13 protein-coding genes and 1 tRNA gene are annotated in these 18,018 nt (G+C 68.0%); 2 read left to right on the forward strand and 12 right to left on the reverse strand.

Annotated elements, in window-relative coordinates:
- Positions 1 to 39: 39 nt before the first annotated feature.
- The 11 genes from KUM03_RS03530 to KUM03_RS03580 all read right to left on the reverse strand — a co-directional run bounded on the left by KUM03_RS03530 (position 40) and on the right by KUM03_RS03580 (position 14,239).
- Positions 40 to 3,939 (reverse strand): DNA-directed RNA polymerase subunit beta', encoded by a 3,900-nt coding sequence (locus KUM03_RS03530; RefSeq protein ID WP_217245508.1) that lies wholly within the window; start codon positions 3,937 to 3,939, stop codon positions 40 to 42.
- Positions 3,940 to 4,036: 97 nt separating this feature from the next.
- Complete coding sequence (gene rpoB, locus KUM03_RS03535) at positions 4,037 to 7,522, reverse strand: DNA-directed RNA polymerase subunit beta (RefSeq protein WP_217245509.1); 3,486 nt, start codon at positions 7,520 to 7,522, stop codon at positions 4,037 to 4,039.
- Between the two features lie 588 nt (positions 7,523 to 8,110).
- On the reverse strand, positions 8,111 to 8,500 hold the full coding sequence (rplL, locus tag KUM03_RS03540) for a 50S ribosomal protein L7/L12 (RefSeq protein WP_217245510.1): 390 nt from the start codon (positions 8,498 to 8,500) through the stop codon (positions 8,111 to 8,113).
- Positions 8,501 to 8,615: 115 nt separating this feature from the next.
- Complete coding sequence (rplJ, locus tag KUM03_RS03545) at positions 8,616 to 9,146, reverse strand: 50S ribosomal protein L10 (protein WP_007443924.1); 531 nt, start codon at positions 9,144 to 9,146, stop codon at positions 8,616 to 8,618.
- 323 nt (positions 9,147 to 9,469) lie between these two features.
- Positions 9,470 to 10,318 carry a DUF1396 domain-containing protein gene (locus tag KUM03_RS03550; RefSeq protein WP_217245511.1) on the reverse strand — a complete coding sequence of 283 codons (849 nt, stop codon included), beginning with the start codon at positions 10,316 to 10,318 and terminating at the stop codon, positions 9,470 to 9,472.
- 128 nt (positions 10,319 to 10,446) lie between these two features.
- The gene (locus KUM03_RS03555) at positions 10,447 to 11,250 is read right to left on the reverse strand and encodes a hypothetical protein (RefSeq protein WP_217245512.1); all 804 of its coding nucleotides are present in this window, start codon (positions 11,248 to 11,250) and stop codon (positions 10,447 to 10,449) included.
- 117 nt (positions 11,251 to 11,367) lie between these two features.
- Positions 11,368 to 12,093 (reverse strand): 50S ribosomal protein L1, encoded by a 726-nt coding sequence (gene rplA, locus KUM03_RS03560; RefSeq protein ID WP_073725162.1) that lies wholly within the window; start codon positions 12,091 to 12,093, stop codon positions 11,368 to 11,370.
- An 80-nt stretch (positions 12,094 to 12,173) separates the two neighbouring features.
- Complete coding sequence (rplK, locus tag KUM03_RS03565; RefSeq protein ID WP_003974315.1) at positions 12,174 to 12,608, reverse strand: 50S ribosomal protein L11; 435 nt, start codon at positions 12,606 to 12,608, stop codon at positions 12,174 to 12,176.
- A 169-nt stretch (positions 12,609 to 12,777) separates the two neighbouring features.
- Positions 12,778 to 13,692, reverse strand: a complete 915-nt coding sequence (nusG, locus tag KUM03_RS03570; RefSeq protein WP_217245513.1) for a transcription termination/antitermination protein NusG — start codon at positions 13,690 to 13,692, stop codon at positions 12,778 to 12,780.
- 80 nt (positions 13,693 to 13,772) lie between these two features.
- Positions 13,773 to 14,060, reverse strand: coding sequence for a preprotein translocase subunit SecE (gene secE / locus KUM03_RS03575; protein ID WP_073725168.1), 288 nt, complete (start codon positions 14,058 to 14,060; stop codon positions 13,773 to 13,775).
- Positions 14,061 to 14,166: 106 nt separating this feature from the next.
- Positions 14,167 to 14,239, reverse strand: a tRNA-Trp gene (locus KUM03_RS03580).
- A gap of 270 nt (positions 14,240 to 14,509) precedes the next feature.
- Here KUM03_RS03580 and KUM03_RS03585 point away from each other — a divergent pair.
- Both KUM03_RS03585 and KUM03_RS03590 read left to right on the forward strand, forming a co-directional pair.
- The gene (locus tag KUM03_RS03585; protein ID WP_217245514.1) at positions 14,510 to 15,736 is read left to right on the forward strand and encodes a pyridoxal phosphate-dependent aminotransferase; all 1,227 of its coding nucleotides are present in this window, start codon (positions 14,510 to 14,512) and stop codon (positions 15,734 to 15,736) included.
- 124 nt (positions 15,737 to 15,860) lie between these two features.
- Complete coding sequence (locus KUM03_RS03590; RefSeq protein WP_217245515.1) at positions 15,861 to 16,892, forward strand: adenosine deaminase; 1,032 nt, start codon at positions 15,861 to 15,863, stop codon at positions 16,890 to 16,892.
- Positions 16,893 to 17,340: 448 nt separating this feature from the next.
- Here KUM03_RS03590 and KUM03_RS03595 read toward each other — a convergent pair whose 3' ends face one another.
- On the reverse strand, positions 17,341 to 17,946 hold the full coding sequence (locus KUM03_RS03595) for a TetR/AcrR family transcriptional regulator (protein ID WP_217245516.1): 606 nt from the start codon (positions 17,944 to 17,946) through the stop codon (positions 17,341 to 17,343).
- Positions 17,947 to 18,018: the final 72 nt, after the last annotated feature.

The following is an 18,018-nucleotide window of genomic DNA, read 5'->3' on the forward strand; positions in this document are numbered from 1 at the left end:
TGGGGTGACCGCCCTTCAAGCGATCAAGCGGCTGCTCGCCTACTGGTTGTACGGACCGTAGTCGTAGTCCTCCAGCGGAACGGCCTGGCCGGAGCCCGTGCCGAACGGCGAGTAGTCGATGTCGTCGTAGCCGACGGCCGAGTACATCGCGGCCTTGGCCTCCTCGGTCGGCTCGACCCGGATGTTGCGGTAGCGGGACAGACCCGTACCGGCCGGGATGAGCTTACCGATGATGACGTTCTCCTTGAGGCCGATGAGGCTGTCGGACTTGGCGTTGATCGCCGCGTCCGTCAGGACTCGGGTCGTCTCCTGGAAGGAGGCGGCCGACAGCCAGGATTCCGTCGCCAGCGAGGCCTTGGTGATACCCATCAGCTGCGGACGACCGGAGGCCGGGTGACCGCCCTCCTGGACCACGCGACGGTTCTCGGTCTCGAACTTCGTGCGCTCGACCAGCTCGCCGGGCAGCAGCTCGGCGTCGCCGGACTCGATGATCGTCACGCGGCGCAGCATCTGCCGGATGATGATCTCGATGTGCTTGTCGTGGATCGACACGCCCTGCGAGTTGTAGACCTTCTGGACCTCGCCGACCAGGTGGACCTGGACGGCACGCTGACCCAGGATGCGCAGCACGTCGTGCGGGTTGGTGGCACCCACGGTGAGCTTCTGGCCCACCTCGACGTGGTCGCCCTCGCCCACCAGCAGACGGGCACGCTTCGAGATCGGGAACGCCGTCTCGTCGCTGCCGTCGTCCGGGGTGACGACGATCTTCTTGGTCTTCTCGGTCTCCTCGATCCGGACGCGGCCGGAGGCCTCGGAGATCGGGGCGACACCCTTCGGGGTACGGGCCTCGAAGAGCTCGACGACACGCGGCAGACCCTGGGTGATGTCGTCACCGGCCACACCACCGGTGTGGAAGGTACGCATCGTCAGCTGGGTACCGGGCTCACCGATGGACTGGGCGGCGATGATGCCGACCGCCTCACCGATGTCGACCAGCTTGCCGGTGGCCAGCGAGCGGCCGTAGCACATGGCGCAGGTGCCGACCTGGGACTCGCAGGTCAGGATCGAGCGGGTCTTGACCTCCTCGACACCGTGGCGCACCAGCTGGTCGATGAGCACGTCACCGAGGTCGACGTTGGCCGGCGCGATCACCTTGCCGTCGATGACGACGTCCTCGGCGAGCATGCGGGCGTAGACGCTGGTCTCGACGTCCTCGGTCTTGCGCAGCGTGCCGTCCGCGTCGCGCGAGGCGATCGGCAGCTTGAGGCCGCGCTCGGTGCCGCAGTCCTCCTCGCGAATGATGACGTCCTGGGAGACGTCGACCAGACGACGCGTGAGGTAACCCGAGTCGGCGGTACGCAGAGCGGTGTCCGCCAGACCCTTACGGGCACCGTGCGTGGAGATGAAGTACTCCAGCACGGACAGGCCCTCACGGAAGGAGGCCTTGATCGGACGCGGGATCGTCTCGTTCTTCGCGTTCGACACCAGACCACGCATACCGGCGATCTGACGCATCTGCATCATGTTGCCTCGTGCGCCCGAGTTCACCATCATGAAGATCGGGTTGGTCTTCGGGAAGTTGTCGTTCATCGCCTCGGCGACCTCGTTGGTCGCCTTGGTCCAGATCGCGATGAGCTCCTGCGTGCGCTCGTCCTTGGTGATCAGACCGCGCTCGTACTGCTTCTGGACCTTCTCGTCCTGCGCCTCGTAGCCGCGGACGATCTCCTTCTTCGCCTCGGGAACGACGACGTCGGAGATGGCCACGGTGACGCCGGAACGGGTCGCCCAGAAGAAGCCGGCCGCCTTCAGGTTGTCGAGCGTCGCCGCCACGATGACCTTCGGGTAGCGCTCGGCGAGGTCGTTGACGATCTCGGAGAGCTGCTTCTTGCCGACCTCGTAGTCGACGAAGGGGTAGTCCTCGGGCAGCAGCTCGTTGAAGAGCGCGCGGCCCAGCGTGGTCTTCAGGGTGAAGGTGTCACCCTGCTGCCACTCCGGCTCGCCCTCCTCGCGGGCCGGGGGCTCCCAGCCGCGGGGCGGGATGGTGCCCACCGGGAAGCGGATGTCGACCTTCGACTGGAGCGACAGGTCGCCCGCGTCGAACGCCATGATCGCCTCGGCGGCGGAACCGAAGGCACGGCCCTCGCCCTTGAGGTCACGGCCCTCGCCGTCGGTGGTGAGGAAGAACAGACCGAGGACCATGTCCTGGGTCGGCATCGTCACCGGACGGCCGTCGGCCGGCTTGAGGATGTTGTTCGAGGACAGCATCAGGATGCGGGCCTCGGCCTGCGCCTCCGCGGAGAGCGGCAGGTGGACGGCCATCTGGTCACCGTCGAAGTCCGCGTTGAACGCGGTGCAGACGAGCGGGTGGATCTGGATGGCCTTGCCCTCGACCAGCTGCGGCTCGAAGGCCTGGATGCCGAGGCGGTGCAGCGTGGGCGCACGGTTCAGCAGAACCGGGTGCTCCGCGATGACCTCTTCCAGCACGTCGTACACGACCGTGCGGCCGCGCTCGACCATGCGCTTGGCGCTCTTGATGTTCTGCGCGTGGTTCAGGTCGACCAGGCGCTTCATCACGAACGGCTTGAAGAGCTCCAGCGCCATGGCCTTGGGCAGACCGCACTGGTGCAGCTTCAGCTGCGGGCCGACGACGATGACGGAACGCGCCGAGTAGTCGACTCGCTTGCCGAGCAGGTTCTGACGGAAGCGGCCCTGCTTGCCCTTGAGCATGTCGCTCAGGGACTTCAGCGGGCGGTTGCCCGGACCGGTCACCGGGCGACCACGACGACCGTTGTCGAAGAGGGCGTCCACGGCCTCCTGGAGCATGCGCTTCTCGTTGTTCACGATGATCTCGGGCGCGCCGAGGTCGAGAAGCCGCTTCAGGCGGTTGTTGCGGTTGATGACGCGGCGGTACAGGTCGTTCAGGTCGGAGGTCGCGAAGCGGCCACCGTCCAGCTGCACCATCGGACGCAGGTCCGGCGGGATGACCGGCACGCAGTCCAGCACCATGCCCTTGGGGCTGTTGCTGGTCTGCAGGAACGCGGAGACGACCTTGAGGCGCTTGAGCGCGCGGGTCTTCTTCTGGCCCTTGCCGGTGCGGATGATCTCGCGGAGGCGCTCGGCCTCCTCGTCGAGGTCGAAGGACTCCAGGCGCTTCTGCAGGGCAGCCGCACCCATGGAGCCGTCGAAGTAGGTGCCGAAGCGGTCGCGCAGCTCGCGGTAGAGCAGCTCGTCGCCCTCGAGGTCCTGGACCTTGAGGTTCTTGAACCGGTTCCACACCTCGTCGAGGCGGTCGATCTCGCGCTGCGCACGGTCGCGCAGCTGCTTCATCTCACGCTCGGCACCCTCGCGCACCTTGCGGCGCACGTCGGCCTTGGCGCCCTCGGCCTCCAGCTCGGCGAGGTCCGTCTCGAGCTTCTTGGCGCGGGCCTCCAGGTCGGAGTCGCGGCGCTGCTCGATCTGCTGGCGCTCGACGGAGACGTGGGCCTCCAGCGAGGGCAGGTCGCGCGTACGGCGCTCCTCGTCCACGAAGGTGATCATGTACGCGGCGAAGTAGATGACCTTCTCGAGGTCCTTCGGCGCCAGGTCCAGCAGGTAGCCCAGGCGCGACGGGACGCCCTTGAAGTACCAGATGTGGGTGACGGGGGCGGCCAGCTCGATGTGGCCCATCCGCTCACGGCGCACCTTGGCGCGCGTGACCTCGACGCCACAGCGCTCGCAGATGATGCCCTTGAAGCGGACGCGCTTGTACTTGCCGCAGTAGCACTCCCAGTCCCGGGTCGGACCGAAGATCTTCTCGCAGAAGAGTCCGTCCTTCTCGGGCTTGAGGGTGCGGTAGTTGATGGTCTCGGGCTTCTTGACCTCGCCGTGGCTCCACTGACGGATGTCGTCAGCGGTGGCCAGACCGATCCGGAGCTCGTCGAAGAAGTTGACGTCGAGCACTATGCGTCAATCCCTCTCAGGGTTGTAAGTCTGTGGTCTGAAACGGGGGTCGCGGGATCGGCGGGGCCTCCGGCTGGGAGGCCCCGCCTGACTCCCGTCAGACCTCTTCGACGCTGCTCGGCTCGCGCCGGGACAGGTCGATGCCGAGCTCCTCCGCAGCGCGGAAGACGTCCTCGTCGGTGTCACGCATCTCGATGGACATGCCGTCCGAGGACAGCACCTCCACGTTGAGGCACAGGGACTGCATCTCCTTGATGAGCACCTTGAAGGACTCGGGGATGCCGGGCTCAGGGATGTTCTCGCCCTTGACGATGGCCTCGTAGACCTTCACGCGGCCGGTGACGTCGTCGGACTTGATGGTCAGCAGCTCCTGGAGGGCGTACGCGGCGCCGTAAGCCTCCAGCGCCCACACCTCCATCTCACCGAAGCGCTGGCCACCGAACTGGGCCTTACCACCCAGCGGCTGCTGGGTGATCATCGAGTACGGGCCGGTCGACCGGGCGTGCAGCTTGTCGTCGACCAGGTGGTGGAGCTTGAGGATGTACATGTACCCGACCGAGATCGGGTCCGGGAACGGCTCACCGCTGCGGCCGTCGAACAGCCGCGCCTTGCCGGACGGGAGCACCATGCGCTCGCCGTCCCGGTTCGGGATGGTGTGCTGGAGCAGGCCGGCCAGCTCGTCCTCACGCGCACCGTCGAAGACCGGGGTGGCGACGTTGGTGCCGGGCTCGACCTTGTCGGCGCCGATGACCTGGAGGCGCTCGGCCCACTCCTCCGCGAGGCCGGAGACGTCCCAGCCGCGGCTGGCGAGCCAGCCGAGGTGGATCTCCAGGACCTGACCCGGGTTCATTCGGGACGGGACACCCAGCGGGTTGAGGATGATGTCGACCGGGGTGCCGTCCTCCAGGAACGGCATGTCCTCGATCGGGTTGATCTTGGAGATGACGCCCTTGTTGCCGTGGCGGCCGGCGAGCTTGTCACCGTCGGTGATCTTGCGCTTCTGCGCGACGTAGACGCGGACCAGCTGGTTCACGCCGGGCGGCAGCTCGTCGCCCTCCTCGCGGTCGAAGACGCGGACGCCGATGACCTTGCCGATCTCGCCGTGCGGCACCTTCAGGGAGGTGTCGCGGACCTCGCGTGCCTTCTCACCGAAGATCGCGCGGAGCAGGCGCTCCTCCGGGGTCAGCTCGGTCTCACCCTTGGGCGTGACCTTGCCGACGAGGATGTCGCCGGCGACGACCTCGGCACCGATGCGGATGATGCCGCGCTCGTCGAGGTCGGCGAGGACCTCCTCGGAGACGTTCGGGATGTCCCGGGTGATCTCCTCGGGGCCGAGCTTGGTGTCACGGGCGTCGACCTCGTGCTCCTCGATGTGGATCGAGGAGAGGACGTCGTCCTGCACGAGGCGCTGCGACAGGATGATCGCGTCCTCGTAGTTGTGACCCTCCCACGGCATGAACGCGACCAGCAGGTTCTTGCCGAGCGCCATCTCGCCGTTCTCGGTGGCCGGACCGTCGGCCAGGACCTGGCCCTCGATGATCCGGTCGCCCTCGGCGACGATGACCTTCTGGTTGACCGAGGTTCCCTGGTTGGACCGGGAGAACTTGGCCAGGCGGTACGTGATGTACGTGCCGTCGTCGTTGGTGGTGGTGATGTAGTCCGCGGAGACCTCCTGGACCACACCCGCCTTCTCGGCCTTGACCACGTCGCCGGCGTCGGCGGCGGAGCGGTACTCCATGCCGGTGCCGACCAGCGGGGACTCGCTCTTGATGAGCGGCACCGCCTGACGCATCATGTTCGCGCCCATGAGGGCACGGTTGGCGTCGTCGTGCTCGAGGAACGGGATCATGGCGGTCGCGACCGACACCATCTGGCGCGGCGAGACGTCCATGTAGTCGACGTCGTCACCGGGGACGTAGTCGACCTCGCCGCCACGGCGGCGGACCAGGACGCGGGCCTCGGAGAAGCGCATGTCGTCGTTGAGCGTGGCGTTGGCCTGCGCGATGACGAAGCGGTCCTCCTCGTCGGCGGTCAGGTAGTCCACGTCGTCCGTGACCTGGCCGTCGACGACCTTGCGGTAAGGCGTCTCGATGAAACCGAACGGGTTGATCCGGCCGTACGAGGCGAGCGAGCCGATCAGACCGATGTTCGGGCCTTCGGGCGTCTCGATCGGGCACATGCGGCCGTAGTGCGACGGGTGAACGTCACGGACCTCGAAGCCGGCCCGCTCACGGGAGAGACCACCCGGGCCGAGGGCGTTCAGACGACGCTTGTGCGTCAGCCCCGACAGCGGGTTGTTCTGGTCCATGAACTGGGACAGCTGGCTGGTGCCGAAGAACTCCTTGATGGAGGCGACGACCGGCCGGATGTTGATCAGGGTCTGCGGCGTGATCGCCTCGACGTCCTGGGTCGTCATGCGCTCGCGCACGACGCGCTCCATACGGGCGAGACCCGTACGGACCTGGTTCTGGATGAGCTCGCCGACGTTGCGGATGCGGCGGTTGCCGAAGTGGTCGATGTCGTCGGTCTCGACGACGATCTCCCGGCCCGACTCGCCGGTCGTCTCGGTCTCACCGGCGTGCAGCTTCACCAGGTACTTGATGGTGGCGATGACGTCGTCGGTGGTGAGCACGCCGGCGTCCAGCGGCTCGTCCGCGCCGAGCTTCTTGTTGACCTTGTAGCGGCCGACCTTGGCGAGGTCGTAGCGCTTCGGGTTGAAGTACAGGTTCTCCAGAAGCGTCTGCGCGGCCTCACGCGTGGGGGGCTCGCCCGGACGCAGCTTGCGGTAGATGTCGAGCAGCGCGTCGTCCTGGCCCTGGGTGTGGTCCTTCTCCAGGGTGGCGCGCATGGACTCGTACTCGCCGAACTCCTCGAGGATCTGCTCGGTGGTCCAGCCGAGAGCCTTGAGCAGGACGGTCACGGACTGCTTGCGCTTGCGGTCGATGCGCACACCGACCATGTCGCGCTTGTCGATCTCCATCTCCAGCCAGGCACCCCGGGACGGGATGATCTTGGCGGAGAAGATGTCCTTGTCGGACGTCTTGTCGATCGAGGAGTCGAAGTAGACGCCCGGCGAGCGGACGAGCTGCGACACGACGACACGCTCGGTGCCGTTGATGACGAAGGTGCCCTTGTTGGTCATGAGCGGGAAGTCGCCCATGAAGACCGTCTGGGACTTGATCTCGCCGGTCTCGTTGTTGGTGAACTCGGCGGTGACGAAGAGCGGGGCCGCGTACGTGAAGTCGCGGTCCTTGCACTCGTCGATGCTGTTCTTGGGGGGCTCGAAGCGGTGGTCGCGGAACGTCAGCGACATCGACCCGGAGAAGTCCTCGATCGGCGAGATCTCCTCGAAGATCTCTTCCAGACCGGACTTGGTGGGGACGTCCTGACCGGACTCCAGAGCCGACTCGACGCGAGCCTTCCAGGCGTCGTTGCCGAGGAGCCAGTCGAAGCTCTCGGTTTGCAGCGCGAGAAGGTTCGGAACCTCGAGGGGCTCCTTGATCTTTGCAAAGGAGATGCGCAGCGGGGCGGTGCTGGCAGCGTTGTTCGTATTCGCGGTCGAGGCATTGCGCGAGGCGGCCAAGAGGGGGTCCTTCCGAGGGCTCGGACTCACTACGCGCGTACCGGCCCCTCTTCCGTGCACGGAGACAGGGGGTGCCTGATGTGGCTAAAGAGCCAGGTCAGGCGTGCTCTGGTCGTCAGTGCTCGGGCGAGGGCAGACCCCTGGTGACGGGCAGGGGGCAGCTAACAGGCAGCGCAAAGGGTCAGTGTAGCCACTTGGCACACTGATGTCCAGTGCAGCTTTCGGGGACCGTGTTCGCTCCTCGTTGTTCTCACCACCTGTGCGGCAAGGCCTCGCCCTCAACGCACCCAGATACTGCCCTCTTCGCCGTCGATCCATGCCTCGGATTCGGATCCTTTGACGACGCCCTGAGAATTGCGCGCTGCGTGCGGTTCGTCAAGGCCCCCCTTGGCCCGAACCGGTTGCCTCCAGTGGCTCTCAGGGCCCCGGAGACGGCACGACGAAGATCACCATACTCTTCGCCGTCGCACGTGCAAGGCAGCCGCCGCCCAACCCCCGGTACGCCGAAGAGCGACCACCCGGATGGATGATCGCTCTTCGGTGCTACGGCGTTACAGACCCTGACGGATCCGTGGTGCCGGTGCGGTCTTACTTGACCTCGACGGAGGCGCCGGCGCCCTTGAGGGACTCGGCGGCCTTGTCGGCGGCCTCCTTGTTGACCTTCTCGAGGACCGGCTTCGGGGTGCCGTCGACGAGGTCCTTGGCCTCCTTCAGACCCAGGGAGGTCAGCTCGCGCACGACCTTGATGACCTGGATCTTCTTGTCGCCGGCGCCGGTGAGGATGACGTCGAACTCGTCCTTCTCCTCGGGGGCGTCGGCAGCGGCGCCACCAGCGGCACCACCGGCGACGACGACCGGCGCGGCAGCGGCGGCGGTGACGTCGAACTTCTCCTCGAAGGCCTTCACGAACTCGGAGAGCTCGATGAGGGTCATCTCCTCGAACTGGGCAAGCAGGTCGTCCTGGCTGAGCTTCGCCATGATGGCGGTCCTTCCACTAATTCGGCAGGTGCCGGATGTACGGGGTGAGGCGGGCGTACGTCGGGCCCGCTGCGACCCGTGCCGCTAGGCGGCGTGGGTCAGAAAGCGAGCCGAATTACTCGGCACCGCCCTGCTCGTCCTGCTTGGCACGGAGCGCGTCCACGGTGCGGACGAGCTTCGACGGCAGCGCCTGGAAGACAGAGGCAGCCTGGGACTGCTTGCCCTTCATGGCACCGGCCAGCTTGGAGAGCAGAACCTCGCGGGACTCAAGGTCCGCAAGCTTCTTGATCTCGTCGGCGGACATCGCCTTGCCGTCAAGGACACCGCCCTTGATGACGAGGTTCGGGTTGTCCTTGGCGAAGTCGCGCAGACCCTTCGCCGACTCCACCGGGTCACCGGTGACGAAGGCGACGGCCGTCGGACCAGCGAAGAGCTGGTCGTCGAGCGTGATCCCGGCCTCGTTGGCCGCAATCTTGGTCAGCGTGTTCTTCACCACGGCGTACTGGGCGTTCTCACCGAGCGACCGGCGCAGCGTCTTGAGCTGCGCCACGGTGAGACCGCGGTACTCGGTCAGCACGGCGGCGTTGGAGCTGCGGAACTTGTCCGTCAGCTCGGCAACCGCGGCAGCCTTTTCGGGCGTCGCCATAGAGCCTCGGCCTCCTTCCGGGTGATTCGGACCGCGCGGACCCGAAGGAGGACTGGGGAAAACGAAACGCCCCGGCGCAGGCGCACGGGGCGTGACTCGACCGGTCGGCATGCGCGTGAGCGCGTGCTCCGGGAGTTCATCCACAGTCACCTGCGCGGGTCGTCCGCAGTTCAGCGGATCCTTCGGCCACCGTGACTCTCGCGAGCACACGGCAACGACCAGCGGTCTTTGGCTTCGTCGAAGAGCGTACGTGAACGGGGCAGTGTCAAGCAAATCCGCCCGTACGGCGATCCGGCCGTGCCGGATCTCAGCCCTGCTGGGACTCAGCCCTGCTGGGCTTCCTTCATCATCTCCGCCAGGTCGACCGTGTCCTTGGCCGGCGGGGCGGTGACCTTCACGGGCTCGTTGATGCCGAGGAAGGTGATGGTCATGTCCAGCGGGCCCTTGTCGGCGTCGCCTCGCATCCGGAACTGCTTGGTGTGGTCGTCGCCGTCGACCCACATGTCCATAGTGAGCTTGTCGATGCCCATCTTCTCGTACTGCTCGATGCTCTTCTGCCGCTTCTCCCGGGTGGCCTTGTCCTCGTCCGCGAGGGACTTCTCCAGGTCGGCGAGGGTGACGGTGCCCTTGTAGTGGGTGGTCTCGACTCCCTCGACGGTCTCGGTGCCGACCTTCTCCACGTCCTTGGCGCCGGTGAGGAAGGTGGACTCGGTCGCCGGGTTCTTGTCGGCCTGGGAGGCTCCGCCCAGCTGGTTCAGCTCGTCGCCGGCGCCCATCGCGCCCAGGTCGAACTTCATCCAGCTCTTGCCGTCCATCTCCTTGGCCGCCGCGGCTCCGCCGCCGAGGTACATGGCCTTGTCGACGATCCGGATCTCCGCCTTGGCGTCGGCGCCCTGGTCGAGCGCCGACATCTTCATGCTCATCGCGAGCGTGGGCTCGATCTGCATCTGGGCCTCGGCCTCGACCCGGCCCTCCTCGGGGGCCTGCCCGGTCATGCGGTAGCGGAAGGAGTCGATCTCCTCCGTGTTCTTCGCCGCCTTGGCGACGGCCGCCGCCGGCGTCATCTCCGGGGACTGACCGGCCTCGTCCCCCTTGGAGCAGCCCACCGCACCGGCGGCGAGCAGCAGCGCGGCCAGTCCGGCACCGACGGGCATGCGTACGGAAGTCTTCATGCTTTCCCCCCACGGGAATCAGTGAACACGGGAGAAGACAGACTGCTTCTCCACAGCAAGGACGTGAGCTTATCCGGAATGGTTCGAACGATCTTGTGATTTGCGAACCGTCTTGTGCTGTCTGTGGCTCAGCCGTCGTCCCGTGTCTGCCGCAGCAGCTCCGTGAAGTCCGCCGTGTCGGAGGCCGGCGGGCGTTCGGCGGCCACCGCTACGCCGTAGTCGCTGTAGTACGCGGTCTGGGTCAGCTCCCCGGTCTCCGTCCGTCCCCGCTCGACCTTCTTGACCAGCAGGTCCCGGTCGTCCACCCAGATGTCGACGGTCTGCCCGGCCCTGCCGCCCACGGTGCCGGTCCAGTGCGTCGTGCGCCGGCCACGGGTCGTCTCCTCCCCCACCCTGCGTACGTCGTCGGAGGCCAGGAGCCGCTTCACCGTCCGGTCGGGCGTGGTGCCGCGCATCCCGTCCGCGACACCGGCCGCGCCGCTTCCCAGGTCCTCCAGGTCGGCGTAGCCGTACTTGATCCAGTGCCGGCCGCCCACCCGGTCGGCGAACTCGTCGCCCATCCGGGCGTAGTACGCGTCGGGCAGGTACCTGGCTTCCATGGCGGTGGTGCCCAGTCGGCGCATGGTCTCGGCGGTCGTACCGCCCGTGTAGGTGATCTTCAGGGTGCCGGTGAGACCGTCGTCCCAGCCGAGGGCTCCCGTGGCCTCCAGGGAGAGCTCACCCCCCATGACGGTCGTGGACTCGACCCGCGCGGAGCCCGCCCGCGCGGTGGCCCGTTCCGCCGAGCGCAGGGGTGCGGTCGACGGGTCGGCGGACGCCGTGGAGCCGGTGGGTCCGCCGGAGGAGGTGCAGGCCGTGACACACCCCAGCGCGACCGTCACCGCGATCGACGCGACCGTACGGCGTGACCTGGTGCTGTTCGTGCCCCTCATCCGCCCACCCCCTGCCCCGCACGTTAACGCAGGGCTGCGACACCCGTACGGAAAACCGAACGGGCCCCGCACCTCGGAAGGTGCGGGGCCCGTGAACCGGTGGGGCGAGCCGTGGGCTCAGACCGCGGCCGGGTCCTCCTCGACGAGGAGGTTGCGGGTGCGGTTGGAGTCCAGCGGAATGCCGGGGCCCATCGTGGTGCTGAGGGCGGCCTTCTTGATGTACCGGCCCTTGGCGGCCGACGGCTTCAGGCGGAGGACTTCCTCCAGCGCCGCGGCGTAGTTCTCCACCAGCTTGGTGTCGTCGAACGACGTCTTGCCGATGATGAAGTGCAGGTTCGAGTGCTTGTCGACGCGGAACTCGATCTTGCCGCCCTTGATGTCGTTGACAGCCTTGGCGACGTCCGGGGTCACGGTGCCGGTCTTGGGGTTCGGCATGAGACCACGGGGACCGAGCACGCGGCCGAGGCGGCCGACCTTGCCCATGAGGTCCGGGGTGGCGACGACGGCGTCGAAGTCCAGACGGCCCTTCGACACCTCGTCGATCAGCTCGTCGGCGCCGACGATGTCGGCGCCCGCGGCACGCGCGGCCTCGGCACGGTCACCGGTCGCGAAGACCAGGACCCGGGCGGTCTTACCGGTGCCGTGCGGGAGGTTCACGGTGCCACGGACCATCTGGTCGGCCTTGCGCGGGTCGACACCCAGACGGAAGGCGACCTCGACGGTGCCGTCGAACTTGGTCGTGGAGGTCTCCTTGGCGAGACGGACGGCCTCGAGCGGGGCGTAGAGCTTCTCCCGGTCGATCTTGGCGTCCGCAGCGCGGAGAGACTTGCTGCGCTTGCTCACTACTGCTCCTGTTGGCTTTTTAGGAGTCGTGGTACGGGCCGAGCAGGCCCCGCCACTTCTGCTTGCTTACGGGGTGGAGGTCAGCCCTCGACCGTGACGCCCATGGAACGAGCGGTACCGGCGATGATCTTCTCCGCCTGGTCCAGGTCGTTGGCGTTGAGGTCGGGCATCTTGGTGGTGGCGATCTCACGGACCTGGTCACGCGTGATCTTCGCGACCTTGGTCTTGTGCGGCTCGCCGGAGCCCTTCTCCACGCCCGCGGCCTTGAGGATCATCTTGGCGGCCGGCGGCGTCTTGGTGATGAAGGTGAAGGAGCGGTCCTCGTAGACCGTGATCTCCACCGGGATGACCCAGCCACGCTGCGACTCGGTCGCGGCGTTGTAGGCCTTGCAGAACTCCATGATGTTCACGCCGTGCTGACCCAGCGCGGGGCCGACCGGCGGAGCCGGGTTGGCGGCACCGGCCTGGATCTGGAGCTTGATGAGCCCCGTGACCTTCTTCTTCTTGGGAGGCATAGCTCTCCGGGTCCTTTCGATTCGGGTCCTGCCCGCGTCTCGGGGACCACCCGGACGCAGGCATACCGCACAACGATAACGGGTATGGATGTGCGGCTGAAAACCGAGCAGGTCAGACGGGCAGCGTGGGCCCGTCCGACCTGTTCGGAAGCTGTACGTCCAAAAGAAGCTAGTTCTTCTGGATCTGGTCGAAGCTCAGCTCGACCGGGGTCTCGCGGCCGAAGATCTCGACGAGGCCCTTGACCTTCTTCGAGTCGGCGTTGATCTCGTTGATCGTGGCCTGCAGCGTGGCGAACGGGCCGTCGGTGACGGTGACCGAGTCGCCGACCTCGAAGTCCAGGACCTGGACCTCGACCTTGCGCTGCGGAGCCGGCTTGCCCTCGGCCTCGGCGGCCTCGCGGGCGGCCTTCTCCTCGGCCTCCGGGGCGAGCATCTTGACGATCTCGTCCAGCGTCAGCGGGTACGGGTCGTAGGCGTTGCCGACGAAGCCGGTGACGCCGGGGGTGTTGCGGACGACGCCCCAGGACTCGTTGGTCAGGTCCATGCGGACGAGGACGTAACCCGGCAGCTTGTTCTGCCGGATCGTCTTGCGGTCGCCGTTCTTGATCTGGACGACCTCTTCCTGCGGCACCTCGGCCTGGAAGATGTAGTCCTCGACGTTGAGGGAGACGGCGCGCTGCTCGAGGTTGGTCTTCACGCGGTTCTCGTAACCGGCGTAGGTGTGGATGACGTACCACTCGCCGGGGAGGACGCGCAGCTCGCGGCGGAGCGCCTCGATCGGGTCGAGCTCGGGCTCCTCGGGCGCGGCCTCGGCCTCGTCGGTCTCGGCGTCCGCGGTCTCTTCGGTCTCGGTCTCGTCCGTCTCGGATTCGTCCGTCTCGGCCTCGTCGGCGTCCGCGGTGTCGGCCTCGACGGCCTCGTCCTGGGCCTCGGCGGTCTCGTCCGCGTCCGCGGCGGCGTCGTCGGCAGCCTCGGTCTCGGCGGAGACCTGGGTGTCCTCGTTGTCGGCGCCCTCGACGGTGCCGAGCTCGTCCTCGACGGACTCGACCGGCTCGATGGCGTCGTTCACGTTCGGGTCAGACACGGTGGCTGCTTCTTCCTGGATACATAGGGGTGGAACACGCGAAAGGGGCGCCGGGTACCTCGGCGCCCTTCGCTCTCGACTCAGCCGAAGACGTACTTGGCGGCGTGAGAGAAGCCATAGTCAATCAGAGTCACCAGGCCGATCATGATGACCACGAAGATGATCACCACGGTGGTGTACGTCGACAGCTGACTGCGAGTCGGCCAGACAACCTTGCGGAGCTCCGCGACGATCTGGCGGTAGAAGAGCGCCAGCCGCTTCAGCGGGCCCTTCTTGGCACGCTTGCCGCCCTTGCGGGACTTCTTCTTGGAGTCCGGAGCCTCGTCCTCGGCATCAGGCATGTCGATGGAGCCCACGGCGTCCGTCACTCGTCCTCACCTGATTCCGGGTCGTGGCCGTGCCGCGCCCGGTCTGAGCCGCACGGCGGTGCATTGCTGTACGTACATGCGCACACCCTGGCGAAGGTGTGTGTAGCAGGGCCGGAGGGACTTGAACCCCCAACCGCTGGTTTTGGAGACCAGTGCTCTACCAATTGAGCTACGACCCTTTGTGTGTCCCCAACGTACCGCATCCGTCCGGATGCTCGGTGTGCACCGGATGAGTGCGGGCCGCTGAAGGCCAACGAGGTGAGAGTGTACGTGCTCAACGGCCGGGCGTCGAACAGAAAGGACGTCCGGACTGATGTTCAGGGCTCCGCCCGGTCCGTGGCGGGGCCCGTGCGGGGCTCGGTCCGGTCCGGTATCAGGTCCCGGTCCGGTTCTGTTCAGTCCGTGAAACCCCTGTGCCCGGGAAGTTTCCGGTCTGGAACGATGGGGCCATGAGCGCTGCAACCCCTCCCACCGAGCGCCGGGTCTCCGCCCGAGTCGGCGCGATCTCCGAGTCCGCCACCCTCGCCGTGGACGCCAAGGCCAAGGCCCTCAAGGCCGCCGGGCGACCGGTGATCGGCTTCGGCGCCGGTGAGCCCGACTTCCCGACGCCGGACTACATCGTCGAGGCCGCGATCGAGGCCTGCAAGAACCCGAAGTTCCACCGCTACACGCCGGCCGGCGGCCTGCCCGAGCTGAAGGCCGCGATCGCCGCGAAGACGCTGCGCGACTCCGGCTACGAGGTCGACCCGTCGCAGATCCTGGTCACCAACGGCGGCAAGCAGGCCATCTACGAGGCGTTCGCCGCGATCCTCGACCCGGGCGACGAGGTCATCGTCCCGGCGCCGTACTGGACGACGTACCCCGAGTCGATCCGGCTGGCCGGCGGTGTCCCGGTCGAGGTCGTCGCCGACGAGACGACCGGCTACCGGGTGAGCGTGGAGCAGCTGGAGGCCGCGCGCACCGAGAAGACGAAGGTCGTCCTGTTCGTGTCGCCGTCGAACCCGACGGGCGCGGTGTACAGCGAGGCCGAGACCGAGGCGATCGGCAAGTGGGCCGTCGAGCACGGGCTGTGGGTGCTGACGGACGAGATCTACGAGCACCTCGTCTACGGCGACGCCTCCTCGGTGTCCATGCCGGCGGTCCTGCCCGAGCTGCGCGACAAGTGCGTCGTGGTCAACGGTGTCGCCAAGACGTACGCGATGACCGGCTGGCGGGTCGGGTGGGTCATCGGCCCGAAGGACGTGGTCAAGGCCGCGACGAACCTCCAGTCGCACGCCACGTCCAACGTGTCCAACGTCGCCCAGGCGGCGGCGCTGGCCGCGGTCTCCGGCGACCTCGACGCCGTGGCGAAGATGCGGGAGGCCTTCGACCGGCGCCGCAGGACGATCGTGCGGATGCTCAACGAGATCGACGGCGTGCTGTGCCCGGAGCCGGAGGGGGCGTTCTACGCCTACCCGTCGGTGAAGGGGCTGCTCGGCAAGGAGATCCGCGGCAAGCGTCCGCAGGACACGGTGGAGCTGGCCGCGCTGATCCTGGAGGAGGCCGAGGTCGCGGTGGTGCCGGGTGAGGCCTTCGGTACGCCCGGATACCTGCGGCTGTCGTACGCGCTCGGGGACGAGGACCTCGTGGAGGGCGTGAGCCGGGTCCAGAAGCTGCTGGCGGAGGCGCGGGACTGACCCGCCGTTCCTTGAGCAGGGCCGCACCTCGACGTCGAGGTGCGGCCCTGTTTGTTTGTGCGAGCAAGACCACGTACGGGGAAAGTGCTGTCGGGCCGGGCGTGTCGTGCGGCAGGATCACGGAATGGAGCGTGTACGTGATCTCTCTGAACTGCCGAAGGCCCATCTGCACCTGCACTTCACCGGGTCGATGCGACCCACGACCCTGCTGGAACTGGCCGACAAGCACGGTGTGCGGCTGCCCGAGACGCTCACCGAGGCGCTGGGCCGCGGCGAGTCGCCGAAGCTGCGGGCCACGGACGAGCGGGGGTGGTTCCGCTTCCAGCGGCTGTACGACGCGGCGCGGTCGTGTCTTCAGGAGCCGGAGGACATCCAGCGGCTGGTGCGGGAGGCCGCGGAGGAGGATCTGCGAGACGGGTCGCGGTGGCTGGAGATCCAGGTGGACCCGACGTCGTACGCGCCGCGGCTGGGTGGGCTGATCCCGGCGTTGGAGATCATCCTGGACGCGGTCGAGACGACCGTGCGGGACACCGGGATCGGGATGCGGGTGCTGGTGGCCGCGAACCGGATGAAGCATCCGCTGGACGCGCGGACGCTGGCGCGGCTGGCGGTGCGGTACGCGGACCGGGGGGTCGTCGGGTTCGGGCTGTCGAACGACGAGCGGCGGGGGATGGCGCGGGACTTCGACCGGGCGTTCGCGATCGCGCGGGACGGGGGGCTGCTGAGTGCGCCGCACGGGGGTGAGCTGACCGGGCCGGCGTCGGTGCGGGACTGTCTGGACGACCTGGAGGCGGACCGGGTCGGGCACGGGGTGCGGGCGGCGGAGGACCCGCGGCTGCTGAAGCGGCTGGCCGACCGGCAGGTGACGTGCGAGGTGTGTCCGGCGTCGAACGTCGCGCTGGGCGTGTACGAGAAGCCGGAGGACGTGCCGCTGCGGACGCTGTTCGAGGCGGGGGTGCCGATGGCGCTGGGCGCGGACGATCCGCTGCTCTTCGGGGCGCGGCTGGCGGCGCAGTACGAGATCGCGCGCGAGCACCACGGGTTCACGGACGCGGAACTGGCGGAACTGGCGCGGCAGTCGGTACGGGGGTCGGCTGCACCGGAGGCTGTGAAGGGGAGGCTGTTGGCGGGGGTGGATGAGTGGCTGGTGGAGTGATGGGGGTGCGGTTGCCTGCGGCGCCGCTGCGGGTAGCGCGCGGTGTGTGGTCTGTGGGTCGGGGCCGCGCCGGGGGGTGTCCGTCCTCGGAACGGCGCGGAATCGGTCGGCCACGGGGCTGAACGGCGCGGACGCGCCAACCGCTACGGGCGGACACCCCCCGACACGTCCCCTTCCCGCCGTACGCGGCTGACCGCCCGCGCGGGCGGGTGGTGCCACGCCGTCCCGCCCAGCTGCGGGCAGTCGTGCCGCTGGGGCGGCACGGGTGGGCGGTGGGGGTCCCCCCGCTCGAGCGAAGCCGAGAGTGGGGGAGGCACCCCGCAGCGCCGGGCCGCGCGACCCACCCCCGACGACCACACCCGCGCCGGGCACCCCGTCAGCGCCGGGCCGCGCACCCACCCCCCGACGCCCACACCCACGCCGGGTGAGCCGTGAACGCCGGGTGCCGTCACCCACCCCCGCCGATCCCCACCAACACCGTCCGCACCAGCCTCCGCGCAAAGGCGTCAGCCGCCGGCATCCCGCCCTCCCCCACCGCGTCGTACGCGAACGCCCGCTGCGCACAAGCCCCCAGCAACAGCGACGCCGCCGCGAACGTGTCCGCGTCCCCCCGTACCCGCCCCGCGGCCTGCTCGGCACGCAGGTAGGCGTCCAGGCCCTCGATCGGCAGGTGCGGGCCGGTGCCCAGCTCCCGCATCGCCTCGTCGTGCCGTCGCTTCAGCTCCGTCTGGGCGTACAGCGACGCGGCGATCGGGAAGCTCTGCTCGTAGAAGAGCGCGGCCTGGTGGGCGATCTCCGTGAGGTTCTCCTCCAGCGGGGCCCGGTCCGGCTCGGCGGCAAGGCTCCGCAGCAGGGGGCCCAGCCGGGGCAGCCGCTCGGAGAGGACGCGGATGAACAGCTCCTCCTTGCTCGCGAAGTGCTTGTACAGCGCCGCCTCGGAGCAGTCCGCCCCTTTGGCGATCTCCTTGGTGGTGGCACGGGCGAGCCCGACGGTGAGCATCAGTTCGTGTGCGGCGTCCAGGAGGCGTTCCCGGGTCGGCTTGGTGGGCGGCATTGCTGCTCCAGTCGGGGCTTGACCGGTGGGTGAGTGCTTACTCACTATAGGAGAGACCGGGGTGAGTGAGTA

The sequence above is a fragment of the Streptomyces sp. AC602_WCS936 genome (genome assembly GCF_019049125.1).
GTDB lineage: Bacteria > Actinomycetota > Actinomycetes > Streptomycetales > Streptomycetaceae > Streptomyces.

What these genes read in the sequence shown, in the direction of transcription:
- rplL (WP_217245510.1), bottom strand. Translation starts at nt 8,500, where the DNA reads ATGGCGAAGCTCAGCCAGGACGACCTGCTTGCCCAGTTCGAGGAGATG.
- rplJ (WP_007443924.1), bottom strand. Translation starts at nt 9,146, where the DNA reads ATGGCGACGCCCGAAAAGGCTGCCGCGGTTGCCGAGCTGACGGACAAG.
- KUM03_RS03550 (WP_217245511.1), bottom strand. Translation starts at nt 10,318, where the DNA reads ATGAAGACTTCCGTACGCATGCCCGTCGGTGCCGGACTGGCCGCGCTG.
- KUM03_RS03555 (WP_217245512.1), bottom strand. Translation starts at nt 11,250, where the DNA reads ATGAGGGGCACGAACAGCACCAGGTCACGCCGTACGGTCGCGTCGATC.
- rplK (WP_003974315.1), bottom strand. Translation starts at nt 12,608, where the DNA reads ATGCCTCCCAAGAAGAAGAAGGTCACGGGGCTCATCAAGCTCCAGATC.
- KUM03_RS03585 (WP_217245514.1), top strand. Translation starts at nt 14,510, where the DNA reads ATGAGCGCTGCAACCCCTCCCACCGAGCGCCGGGTCTCCGCCCGAGTC.
- KUM03_RS03590 (WP_217245515.1), top strand. Translation starts at nt 15,861, where the DNA reads ATGGAGCGTGTACGTGATCTCTCTGAACTGCCGAAGGCCCATCTGCAC.
- KUM03_RS03595 (WP_217245516.1), bottom strand. Translation starts at nt 17,946, where the DNA reads ATGCCGCCCACCAAGCCGACCCGGGAACGCCTCCTGGACGCCGCACAC.